Here is a 12,210-nt window from a genome sequence, read left to right as displayed (position 1 = left end):
AAAAAACCTCAAGCGCTCGCGTTCAAGAACGCATCAACGCTCTGCATGAATTCGGCGAACTTGCTGCGATGAATATTGTGCGAGGCGCCAGCGATCTCAACGGCCATGCTGGGAGCGGACAACTGCTCGCGCACAGCGGCCCAGGCCTGATCGTTCAGCGTCGAACCCAGATTCCGATCGGCGCGCACCACCAGCGTTGGGGCCTCCAGCCGTCTCAGCAGCGGCAAGAGCTCACCTTCTCTTTCCGTATCCGCGAACACGCTCACCACCGCCTCCTTGCTAACCTTGCTGTTGGCATCGAGCTTCCCCGCGATATCCTCTTCCGTCCATTCTGGATTGCTTTCCATCAATCTAACCCGTAATACATCAGGAGCAACCCCGATATCGGCGGTAAATTGCGTCGCGCGCTTCTCGGGATCTCCATGCCCAAAGTTATGCGCCGGATCCTCCAGAATAATCTGCGAGAACTCAATATTCGGTCGCGCCGCTCCGTTGCCACTGGCCAGCACCAGCGCCGTCGCGCCACCCCACGAATGACCTACCAGCACAGGCTTGCTCAGATCAAGACTCTGAATAAAGGCCTCGGCATCGGCCGCCGTCTCACGCAGGCTATACACCCCTGCGGCCGGCTTGACGCTATCGCCATGACCACGCATATCCATCGCGAACACCCGATAGCGCTCGGCCAGAACCGGTCCCACGCGCACCCAGCTCAGCGCCGAACTGGTAATCCCATGCAGCAACACGCACGCCGGCAACTCGCTCCGCTCGGCCCCCCAGCTCAAATAATGAAATTCACCGGCCGGCAAAACAATCCGGTTTGACCTTACCCCGCCTTCAAATTGCTCCATCGTATTCCTATCCTATCTATTTGACATCCTCCCCACGGCACAAGCCGGGGGATTCCCGCAATCACTTGCGGGGGTTCCTGCTTCGCTGAGTCTTGCCGGGGTTGGTTTTCACCGCCCCCGGTCTTACAGACTCTCCACAGGCATTGAGGACCGTGAGCCCCACGGACCTTATATTCTTCGCTGCGTTCAAATCTCGGTCATGATGGACACCGCATTCTGGACACGTCCAGTGGCGTACATCGAGCGTGAGAGATTCAAATATGTATCCACAATCAAAACAGCGTTTACTGGAGGGATACCACTTATCAATTTTGACCAGATTTCGACCATACCACTCCGCTTTGTATTCCAAGAGATCCACAAATTGACTCCACCCCACATCCGAGATCGCTTTGCTCAACTTCGGGTTCTTGACCATGTTCTTGACGGCAAGGCTTTCTACGCAGATCGTTTGGTTTTCACGGATCAGGCGGGTAGAAAGTTGATGAAGAAAGTCGGTGCGACGGTCAACAATCCGGGCGTGTATTCTGGCCACCTTGTGGCGCGCTTTGTCCCGATTCTTGGAGCCTTTTTTCTTCCTAGCGTGTCGGCGCTGGGCTTTGGCAAGCTTCTTCTCATCCTTCTGGAAGAAACGCGGGTTTCCCACCATCTTCCCATCAGACAGGGCCGGGAATGCTCCCCCTATTCTCACACAACAGGAAGAGAAAAAGCAAAAATCGACCCCTCCCCTTTTTTGCTGTGTAGCCAGATCTTCCCGTTATGGCGCTCGACTATCTGGCGCGAGAGGTAGAGGCCAATCCCCAGGCCCGGATAGGGCTCGCGTGGGTCCGTGACGCGATAAAACTGGTTAAAGAGCTTATCATGATGGCTCAGATCAATGCCAATGCCAAAGTCTTGTATCCACGTTATAGCCTGCCGCCCTTCTCGAAAGACCTTCACGACAATGGGAGAGTTGCGAGGAGAATACTTGATGGCGTTACTTAACAGGTTGACGATCACCTGCCCTACCCGGTCTCGATCCCCCATAATAGTGACGTTCGTCTTTCCTATCAGTTTGATATGTTGGGTGGTCGTGGTGGCCTGCACCTGCTCAATCGTCTCGCTTACTAATGTATCAAGGTCAAATGGCTTCTGCTCCATGATCAGCCTGCCACCCTGCGCCTTCGAGATATCGAGCAGGTCTCCAATCAGCTTGGTAAGCTTGTTGAGCTGCATATCCATGATCACCAGCATGCGTTTGATATCTGGCTCATCTCGTTGCTCGAAACGCTTGAGCAAGACCTGCGTGAGACCCTTGATGCTGGTAACAGGTGTCTTGAGCTCATGACTGGTCATACTGATAAAATCATCTTTACGCTGATCGAGCTCTCTCTGCATACTGTTATCCAGGATAAAGGCGATACATTCGTTGGGATTGGCCTCGTCAAGGGCGGCGGCCGTTACGACCACTGAAAGCAGGGTCCCATTCTTGCGCCAGTACGCTTTTTCATATGGACGTGGAATAGCACCTTGCGCCCGTAAGTCCCTGACCGCCTGGGCATCGAGCTCTTCATATTCCGGTGGCGTCATCCTGGCCCAGTCGATGCTACCCGCCCGGAGATCCTCTCGCGTGTAGCCTACCATCTGCAAAAATACGTCGTTGGCTTCGTTGATGTGACCGTCCAGGGTACAGAATGTTACCCCGACAATATTGGCGTCGATGAGACGGCGTAGCCGCGCCTCGCTCTCCTGGATGCGCTTGCGCGCCAGTACCTGCTCCGTTACTTCCATGACGTATACAATGATGCCCTCAACGCTGCCCTGCGCGTCAAAGACGGGCTGGTACACGATGTTAAAGTAGCCCGCTTCCCGTACTCCGCTATCTTCCCGATCAACCATGGCCAGCTTTTCATTCGCGACGTACGCCTTACCGGATTGATACACCCTGTCGAGTTCTTCGAAGAAGCCTTGATCCTCCAGGTCGGGCCAGTTCTCGCGTACGGTCGCTTCAAGCACAAATCCTCGCCTGGGGTACAGCTGGCGATAGGCATCATTAACCAGTTCAAGCCGATGCTCGGACCCCTGTAACACACAGACCATGGCTGGCGCCTGCATGAACAGATCGTTCAGATGCCTGCTGACCTCCTCTTCCTGCCTGAGTACCGCCTGCTCTCGGGCAAGCAGCGCTCTGGAGCTCTCTTCGTTCTTCCTTAGCAGTTCCTCGGCCCGCTTTTGCTCGCTGATGTCACACATAGTGCTTAAGATTGCGTGCACCGCTGGTCTGAACAACAGGTTGGTAAAGGTCCCTCTAAACCAGCTATAGCTGCCGCTGGTGCGGCGAAATCGATATTCAACACTCTCGGTGCGATTAGCGAGGGCCATCACCGTTGCCAGCGCCGCCTGTACGGCAACCAGATCGTCGGGGTGAATAAAGGTAAAGCTATTGCGCCCCGCAAACTCTTCAGGAGGGTAACCGGTGCAGCTTGCGGTAGCGGGACTGGCATAGGCGATACATCCATCAGGCTGCATGAGAACGATCGCGTTCGCGCTATGTTCTATTAATGTTTGAAAGAATGCTTCATTTTGTACATAATCATTTGTTGCCATTATCTTGTCCCGGTCGCTCATATATGTATCATCTATAAGCTGCTATAACCTGCATACTACCATGTAGGGATACCAAAAAATAAGTTGTAGATGAAATATATAACGCGTTACGATACTATTTTAGCTCAACTATAATAGAGTACCGTATTGACGTCGTCAAGCTTCTTACCAGATCAGCTATCTGTTCAGGCCTCCGGTAGACAGGCTGAGCAATAAACGGGGAAAATCTCTCACATATTAGAAGAGAACACCAGACAATACAGTGGGTAACTACACCTTTCTGCTTGCTACATCTTTAAACCAGAGTCAGCCTCAATATGCCTTTTTCCCCTTCATCAAACCATACTATGTGCCACAATGCTATACCTCGGATATCACAGATTGATCACAAGTACCCAAAATACACATGTCTCCCGCTTTTCACTATGAGAACGGTAAAATTTATGCTACTATTAACCTGTACAATATGTTACAACAAAAAAACAAAATCAACTGATGTTTCATCAAACAGGTTACATTTGTAACATCATTGATTACACGATGTTCCTTAAAGGGAAAATGGGTGATCACCAGGCCCTTTTTGTGACCTGTACTCTTTTTCATTTGATATGCACTGGCTTAATGTAAGGCTGTACCACCCATGATATATTCCTGACCTGACCAATATATTGTAGTTGCGTATATCATGTTTGTTTGTGTAACAAGACGAGAGGCTTGTATGGAAGATAATAAATTTTCTCCCCCTCCTGCTTCCCCACACGAGGAACGGCAAAAGCCTATTGTACTCATTTCTCAACTATTGAACCAGATCTCCAATTTGCGACACGTAGATGAGGCGTTTCTATGGCTGTGCCGGGCCATGGGGCAGTACCTGGGTGTATCCACGATTCAATTCTGGGCTCCTCAACTCGATGCACAGGGTAACTCCTATCTCCTGCTGCGCGCCGATGCCAGTCACTTATTTTCTCCCTCGCACCCTGTATATGCCAATAAACAGATAGAGACTGTTGTGCAACGTCTCTTGCGGGAGGAGCGCAGCGCCCTGTCGCTCCCGATCGAGCAGGCCTTTCCGACTTCCCTGGTGAATATGCTCAAACAGCATAACATCCACTTTCTATCAGACTACTTCTTGCGCTATCCAGCATATCTTCCAGTACCACAGAAGCCGTCGTCGGTCAGCTATATACCTACTGCATTGACGCTAGTTGTAGCTTTTTTCACGCCACAACCCCTGACACAAGATCAGGTGCGCGATATTCATTTTATGCTGTCACAGTCTATGCGCATCCTGGCTTCCCGGCAGTTTGTCCTGCAGGCGCCTCCAACATCAGTTCAAAAGACACCAGGCGAGCAACCCTCAATCCCTTTTTCCCAGATCATTGCTCACCGATCCGATAACATGGAAGAGGTGCAGGCGGTTAATCCCTTTACAGCCGCTTCCACCATCGGCGATAAACGGGCCCGGCGCTTTTACGCGGCCATCGACGGCGCGAGAAGCGTGGCGGACATAGCCAGTCAGCAGAGATTGAACTCGAAAGATGTCAGGATCATTTTGCACTTGTTATTGCACCAGAAAAAAATAGTCTTGCAGGCCTCAACGGGTGAGCCACTGGATCATGCACTCTTCAATCCACCTATGCTTTAAATTGCTATACTATTTCTATCAGGAGGAACCTACCAATGCCGTGGAACCAGGTTGCGACGCTGATGGCGCTCCCTATTGCTGTCGTCTGCCTCTTTATCTCTATGCGGGCATTCTATATCTATTCACTGTCGCGCAGCAATATGCTTGTTCGTGCTCGGACTGGCAATGGCTTCGATCTCGCTGGGTACCTTTGTTGGCCTTGTCGGCGAGACACACCTGGGAGGCAATGCGCTGAGTACCGATTGGGCTCGTACCTTTGGCGCGTGCAGTGGCGGGCTCTTTATCTTTCTAAGTTCGCTGGTGAAGTCGCAGTATCAGATGCAGCAGTTGAAGCGAGCCCAGATGATCGCGTTTGCTCTGCTTATCGTCGTCATCCTGCTCACACCCCTCTATCCAGCCATCAAGAGCCCCTTCCTCTCGCTGTCATTGAACGCGCTGCGCATGATCATTTATACCTGCGCCTTCGTTCGCTATGCTATGCTCTATACTTCCAAAGCCACGCGCTTCAGCCTGCTCATGAGCCTGGCGTTCCTGGTGCTGGTCGCCGGCTATGGCATGAACATCCCCGGCATGTTCCACCCACAACTGATCTTCATAACCGTGATCGCGGCCACCGTGCGTATCATCGCCTACCTCGGCCTGCTGCTGGCCTACTCGATCGGCTAAACTGTATGACAAGTAGGTTAGAAGCATGCTCTCCTCCTTGCCCTGGCCTATTCGGTACCCGAACACACGTGTCTCCTATATTTCACAAAAGATCAATTGGAGGTGGGGCCATTTGCAGCCATCGCTTCCGCTCTGGCCCGCAAAGCCTCCACACTGGTTCCAAGCTCGGTCAGCAGGTCCGCGATGACACCCTTCTCCTCGCGCAACAGGCCAAGCAGCAGGTGCTCGCTCTTGATCGGACTCCCTGGACCGTCCCTACGCTCCGCTTCGTCTGCCGCGAGCAGTATGCAGGCCCTCCCCAGGGCGCTGTGGACGAGGATCGGCGCAGCTGCTTTTCCTTGCTGCCCTGGCCTGTCCTTGAGCACCTTCTGTACATTGCCAAATTGTACCCCCGTGTCCGCCAGAATCTTGCTCATGCGAGTATCTTTGCTTATCCCCAGATACGCCAATCCCGCTAGCAGATCTTCGGGTCCAACCGGTTGCTCCCGATTTGTGGCTGAAAGTCGAGCATGCTCCAGCACAAACCTGGCTTCGATCGTAAATGGATACAGCGCCAGCAGCATTTTGTCCAGTTCCCGGCTCTGCAACCCGTTCTCTATTACATCCACAGATGCACCGGCGGCATAGACAGCCGCGTCGCCTCCTCCATCATCCACGCTCTCCGCCTCTTCTTCAGTCAAAGCATTATGCTCAGCCAGCCTGCGTCGCAGTGTTGCCCGCAAACGCTCCATGTCTGCTCCCTGGCTCTTGAGCAGCCCGGCTTCATAGCCATGATCATCCTGTTTACGTACCAGTGCCAGCAAGAGATGCCCTGTATTTACGAAGGATTGATGGCGCCGACGTGCTTCGTTGGCGGCAAGCTCAATAACATTCTTCAATCTCGGCTGCAGCTTGATGCTTTGCGGCTGATCCCAATCGCCCGCGTTATACCCGGGCTTGATCTGTTCGCGTAAGCTTGCCAGATTGATACCTTGCTCGGACAGTGCTGTGGCCGCAATCCCCGTACCAACCTCCAACAGACCCAGCAGCAGATGCGTGCCTCCAACATAGCTATCCCCAAGACGGCACGCCTCTTCATGTGCCAGGCTCCATGCTCGACCGGCCAGCCCGGTAAAATGCAGCTCATACTCCCGGTATGTAAGAGGTAAGGTACCATGATTAGCAAACATGAGCGCGCTTACCTCACTAATCGAGGCCACACCCCATCCTCGCAGTATCGTTGTGCCTGTCCCCTCAGCTACCCGCAGCACACCCCGCAGCAAATGCTCCGTACTTACGCGAAAGAGAGGATGCCGCCGCCTCTCGGCCTCTGCCGTGGGAGTATTGATCGGAGCCCGCTGATCGAACAGCAGTTGCACACCACGCCCCTGTGCCTCCTGGATGCCTCGCCTTACCTGCTCCAGCGTTATTCCCAATGCCTCCATGTGTGGAGTCAGTTTGCCATCCTGTACCATCTTTGCCGCCTCGTCCTCAGACAGGTGAATGGAACCCATTAGCGGACGCGAGGTCTTGTCTCCACGTGCCGGGAACTGGCGTTCGCCTGCTTTCATCGCCAGTTCAAGCGCCATCTCAGCATGCGCGCTAAAACCAATCTCGCCGTCAACGGGAGCGCTCCCACGTCCCTTCACCTCCTCAACCGCCTTCCACAGTCGCTCCAGCGTCACCCCCAGCGCCTCCAGCGCCCCGGCGGCACCGCTCTCCCCCTCGCGCAACACCCCCAGCAACATATGCTCAGTCCCAATCTCCCCATGCTGAAATGATCGCGCCTCTTCCTCCGCCAGTTTCAATACCTGTCTCGCCTGCTCGCTAAACCGCTCGAAACTATCCTCGTTCTCCATGCGCATTCATCTCCTTTAACCAAAATAAGCTCTTACATTAATAGCCTATTTCACATCATTGCCTATTATTTATCCAAATAAACTTATGGTGCCTACACATAGACGTTCTCATTATTCATAATTGGAACACAAAATAGAAATCTCCATCCATTGGCTGATACCCTTTCCTGCGCTTTGTTTTATAACGGGATATTGTGATCGTTGTCGCTTGCTTGATCGCAGCAATTCAGAAAGGATTGCCGGATGACAAATTATAATCCCAGCCATCTTCAACATACTTCTTTGCATGCCATAGCCTCTTCAACTACCCTGATCGCCAACGCCAGTGTCCTGACACAGTTGCCTTTTGAGCAGCAGGATGATTTTGATCAGGCCACGCGCGGCTTTGTCGGCACCCTTGCCGCTAACGCCATCGTCAACGCGCAGGGACAGGTGGTCTGGAATCTGGAGCCATACGATTTTCTTTCCACCTCATCAGCCCCTCCCACCGTGAATCCTAGCCTGTGGCGCCAGGCCCGGCTAAACTACATCCATGGCTTGTTTAAAGTGGCCGATCGTATCTACCAGGTGCGTGGCCTGGATCTCTCCAACATGACCATCATCGAGGGCGATACCGGCCTGATCATCATCGATCCGTTGACGTCGCTGGAGACGGCCCACGCAAGCCTGCAGATCTACCACGCGCACTTTGCGCCCAGGCCGGTGCGCGCCGTCATCTATACCCATAGCCATACCGACCATTATGGGGGCGTGAAAGGGGTAGTCTCTGAGGATGATGTTGAGACGGGCAAAGTACAGATCCTGGCCCCGGAAGACTTTATGGCGCATGCGGTAAGTGAGAATGTGTTCGCAGGCAATGCTATGAGCCGGCGTGCCATGTACATGTATGGCGCCTTGCTGCCGAAAAGTGAGCAGGGGCAGGTCGACGCAGGCCTCGGCAAAACGATTCCGCTGGGGACGATCACACTGATCCCTCCCACCGATACGATTCGCCAGAGCGGTGAGCGGCGCACCATCGATGGGGTGGAGATGGAGTTCCTGATGGCCATGAATACGGAGGCGCCCTCCGAGATGCTGATCTTCTTCCCGCAGTTCCAGGCGCTCTGTGCCGCTGAGGATATGACCCATACCCTACATAATCTCTATACCCTGCGTGGCGCCGAGGTGCGCGATCCCGTCTCGTGGTGGAAAACCATCAATGAGACCATTGAGCGCTTTGGCTCCCGTACCGAGGTGGTCTTCGCGCAACATCACTGGCCCACCTGGGGACAGGCACAGATCCTGGCCTTCCTCAAGAAGCAGCGCGACCTGTATAAGTATCTTCACGATCAGACACTGCGCCTGGTCAATCACGGCTATACCATGCTGGAAGTGGCGGAAAAGATCCAGCTACCCGTGGAACTGGCTCAGTGCTGGTATAACCGGGGCTATTATGGCAGCGTCAATCATAATGTGAAGGGCATCTATCAGAAATACCTGGGCTTCTATAGCTCCAACCCGGCCGACCTGCATCCCCTTCCTCCCACCGAAGCGGCGCGCAAATACGTCGAGTACATGGGCGGTCCCGAGCAGATCATGCAGAAGGCACGGCAGTCGTTCGACGTCGGTGAGTATCGCTGGGTGGCCCAGGTCATGCATCACGTGGTCTTCGCCGATCCCACACTGCAGCCCGCGCGTGAACTGCTGGCCGCAGCCTTCGAACAGCTCGCCTATCAGTGTGAGAATCCCACCTGGCGCAATGAATATCTGATGGGTGCTCTGGAGCTCCGCCAGGGACATGCCATCATCTCCGGCACCAAAACCGATAGTCCGGATGTCATCAAAGCCATGACCATCGACATGTTCCTTGACTACCTGGGCATTCGCCTCAATGGACCCAAAGCCAATGGCAAATCTATCGCGCTGAACCTTTCCTTCAGCGATACCAACCAGCGCTACGCCGTCCAACTGGAAAATAGCGCCCTCACCTACACTCCCGATAAGCAGTTCGTCCAACCCGATGCCACTCTGACACTGACCAGGGCCATTATGGACGCCATCAACCTCGGCGCCACCACCTTCGAAAACGAGATCACCTTCAACGCCATCCAGATTCAAGGCGACAAAAACAAGGTCCTTGAGCTCCTCTCTCTCATGGATACCTTTGAACCCACCTTCAACATCGTCGCCCCATAAATGCCAACCACGCCCGGGGCGCCCACCCTCCACCGTAGGTGCGCCCCTTGCGGGCGCTTGCCGCGAAGCGGCCCGTACCCGGGCATCCACGTTCCACCAATGATACCATCTTCCCTAACAAAGGTAAGCCGCATAATCCCGCGCCTTCTCAAAACCCAGCTTCACAGCGGTCGCGATCGACGGCTCGTTTCCGGCCCAGCAATGCCAGCCGATCTCCGTTGCCCCCTCGGCAAACGCCTTCCGGATCACTGCCGCTGCGAGATACGTGGCAATTCCCTTACGCTGGTATGCTTCGATCGTCTCTATACCCAATTCATAACGGCTCTGATAGTGATATTCAGCCAGGCACCAGGCGACGAGTTGCTGACCATCCCGCGCGCAGAATCCAAAGTTCCGCCGAAAAAAGTACTCAAGCGAGGGACTCTCTGAACATATCTCTTCGCGCAGCAAATCCCTGTTTACAAGGGACTCATCTTCTACTATAGCCTCTTCAATGCGGCCCGCGATTATATTTTCAGGCAGAGACCAGTTCCATGACGTAGATGGTTCTCTCAGGCGATAAAACTGCCGCTGACCAGCAAAGGCTTTCTGCTGTGGCAGCAACTGCTCAAGAGCCTGCCGCCATGTGTCGGATGGATAATAGATGAGCAGTCCATAGCCACCCTCATGAGATCTCTTGTAATTTCGCTCCAAGACATCTTCGAGCACAGCGGGTTCCGGCGCTCCACCCACATAGACTCGATGCCGGTTGGATGGAAGCAGGATGGAGGTTCCTGGATTGTCAGGATCATCCACATAGATCTTGCCGGGCAATACTCCTGTCAGCACATTCATCACCACAAGGTGATATGTCGCGTCCTCAAACAGGGGACGCACCCTGGCATAGCTGCCTGGATCAAGCAAAAAAGACATAGCCTCACCCTTTCTTCGTCTCACCATCTCTCTCCTCCATTACCACCGACAATAAATGAGTGGGAGGACGGATATCGAATAGCTGATATCCGTCCTCCCACTCATTTCTTTTGATAAGCGTCAATTAATTATACCCGTGCGAGCTGACGCGCTTCGCGCTTGATGGATGCAGAGACGCGTTTAGCCGCCGCGTCCGCTCCGATGACGAAGCGATAGAGCGGGCTAAAACTACGCACCGATGAGTAGCCGATGAAGTAGAGGCTGGGAATGCTGGACTGGAACCATGTATTTAAGATTGGCGATCCATGGTAGGTCCGGACAGAGTCGATGATCTCGGGATCGAGCATCGGCAGGCGTTTGAGATCCGCCTTGAAGCCGGTCCCCAGGATGACATGATCAACTTCGATCTCTTTGCCGCCCGAGAGGGTGAGCCGGACGCGCCCGCCAACCTCTTCGACCTTTAAGACCGACGTCTCTTCCAGGATCTGGACCTTGCCGAGCAGGCGTGGCTTGAGCCAGTGAGAGCCAGCCGGCCCGTGTGTGGTATCCACCAGGTTGTCTCTGCGCTCCTGCGGCAGCCGCTGCAGCATGTAGGGATAGGTTTCGAGCAGGAGATTCATCCAGCCACTACCCATGCCAGCTTTAGGAGCACGCAGCTTTTGTAGCCAGGGAGGAAGCTTGCCGCTGGCGATCTTGACCCAGCGTAGCGGGCTGCGACTGATGATCTGAATATTGGCCCCCGCCTCCGACGCCAGCGCAGCCGTCTCTAAGGCCGCCTGTCCGCGTCCAATGATGGCGACATCCTTGCCGGCCATGGCGGTAAAGTCCTGGTGATCGGTCGAGTGCGAGACCAGCGACAATGGCAGCCCCTGGTACTCTTCAGGGATGTAACGATAATAATGCAGGCCCGGCGCCATCACAACCGTTTTACTGGAAATAGTGCGCCCATCGACCAGCTTGATTGTATAGGATTGGCCGTTACGCGCAATCGAGGAGATATAGGTTTCATCTAGATCAGGCACCGCATGCCGCTGGAACCACATTGCGTAGTCGATAAACGTCTGAATGGGCAGCGGATCAAGCTCAGTGGATGGATCCATCCCTTGCTCAATCAGGTAGTTTTTAAAGCAATATTTTCGCTCGGGATCAGAGAGGTTGGAGGCCCACCAGTACGAGCGCAGCAACATCCCTTTCGGCATGTGCTCCCGCCATAACACCAGTGGCTTGCCAAAGGTGGCGACCTTTAATCCCTGCTGCTTCAGGTGGGCCGCCGCCGAGAGCCCATAGGGGCCAGCGCCCAGTACAGTGACATCATAGGTGGTATTTGAAGTATCAGCTGCCTGACCGGGGGCGCCTATAATAACACTCATATTTTCTACTCCTGGCTATCAATAGTCCATAATTTTTTTTGTAATATATTTTAATGGTCATTGGTAATACACAAAAATTATAACATGACTCTACTGGCTTTTAGCAGACAATATGACTTTTGGGTTGCAACAGTCTCTACCCAACTTTAGTGACATTATTTCAGGGC

8 protein-coding genes and 1 pseudogene are annotated in these 12,210 nt (G+C 53.8%); 3 read left to right on the top strand and 6 right to left on the bottom strand.

The genetic code is table 11. The features are described from left to right. Positions 1 to 8: 8 nt before the first annotated feature. The 3 genes and pseudogenes from AABA21_RS38380 to AABA21_RS38370 all read right to left on the bottom strand — a co-directional run bounded on the left by AABA21_RS38380 (position 9) and on the right by AABA21_RS38370 (position 3,437). Positions 9 to 851 carry an alpha/beta fold hydrolase gene (locus tag AABA21_RS38380; protein WP_338258333.1) on the bottom strand — a complete coding sequence of 281 codons (843 nt, stop codon included), beginning with the start codon at positions 849 to 851 and terminating at the stop codon, positions 9 to 11. 61 nt (positions 852 to 912) lie between these two features. Beyond that, positions 913 to 1,527, bottom strand: a pseudogene (locus tag AABA21_RS38375) (RNA-guided endonuclease TnpB family protein); the annotation flags it as partial. Positions 1,528 to 1,538: 11 nt separating this feature from the next. Beyond that, positions 1,539 to 3,437 (bottom strand): PAS domain-containing sensor histidine kinase, encoded by a 1,899-nt coding sequence (locus AABA21_RS38370; protein ID WP_338258330.1) that lies wholly within the window; start codon positions 3,435 to 3,437, stop codon positions 1,539 to 1,541. A gap of 718 nt (positions 3,438 to 4,155) precedes the next feature. On the opposite strand from AABA21_RS38370, the gene AABA21_RS38365 reads away from it, so the two are divergent. Both AABA21_RS38365 and AABA21_RS38360 read left to right on the top strand, forming a co-directional pair. Beyond that, entirely contained in the window at positions 4,156 to 5,082 is a 927-nt protein-coding gene (locus AABA21_RS38365; RefSeq protein WP_338258329.1) for a hypothetical protein, read from the top strand. A gap of 150 nt (positions 5,083 to 5,232) precedes the next feature. Beyond that, complete coding sequence (locus AABA21_RS38360; protein ID WP_338258328.1) at positions 5,233 to 5,748, top strand: hypothetical protein; 516 nt, start codon at positions 5,233 to 5,235, stop codon at positions 5,746 to 5,748. Positions 5,749 to 5,840: 92 nt separating this feature from the next. On the opposite strand, the gene AABA21_RS38355 is transcribed toward AABA21_RS38360, so the two are convergent. Beyond that, positions 5,841 to 7,586 (bottom strand): Clp protease N-terminal domain-containing protein, encoded by a 1,746-nt coding sequence (locus tag AABA21_RS38355; protein WP_338258327.1) that lies wholly within the window; start codon positions 7,584 to 7,586, stop codon positions 5,841 to 5,843. Between the two features lie 243 nt (positions 7,587 to 7,829). On the opposite strand from AABA21_RS38355, the gene AABA21_RS38350 reads away from it, so the two are divergent. Then, on the top strand, positions 7,830 to 9,761 hold the full coding sequence (locus AABA21_RS38350; protein ID WP_338258325.1) for an alkyl/aryl-sulfatase: 1,932 nt from the start codon (positions 7,830 to 7,832) through the stop codon (positions 9,759 to 9,761). A 114-nt stretch (positions 9,762 to 9,875) separates the two neighbouring features. On the opposite strand, the gene AABA21_RS38345 is transcribed toward AABA21_RS38350, so the two are convergent. Then, positions 9,876 to 10,673 (bottom strand): GNAT family N-acetyltransferase, encoded by a 798-nt coding sequence (locus tag AABA21_RS38345; protein WP_338258324.1) that lies wholly within the window; start codon positions 10,671 to 10,673, stop codon positions 9,876 to 9,878. A gap of 128 nt (positions 10,674 to 10,801) precedes the next feature. Next, positions 10,802 to 12,043 carry an FAD-dependent oxidoreductase gene (locus tag AABA21_RS38340; RefSeq protein ID WP_338258323.1) on the bottom strand — a complete coding sequence of 414 codons (1,242 nt, stop codon included), beginning with the start codon at positions 12,041 to 12,043 and terminating at the stop codon, positions 10,802 to 10,804. Positions 12,044 to 12,210 lie beyond the last annotated feature (167 nt).

The sequence above is a fragment of the Dictyobacter halimunensis genome, assembly GCF_036245075.1.
Note: the sequence above shows the minus strand (reverse complement) of the source record. Positions and strands in the feature narration are given on the sequence as shown.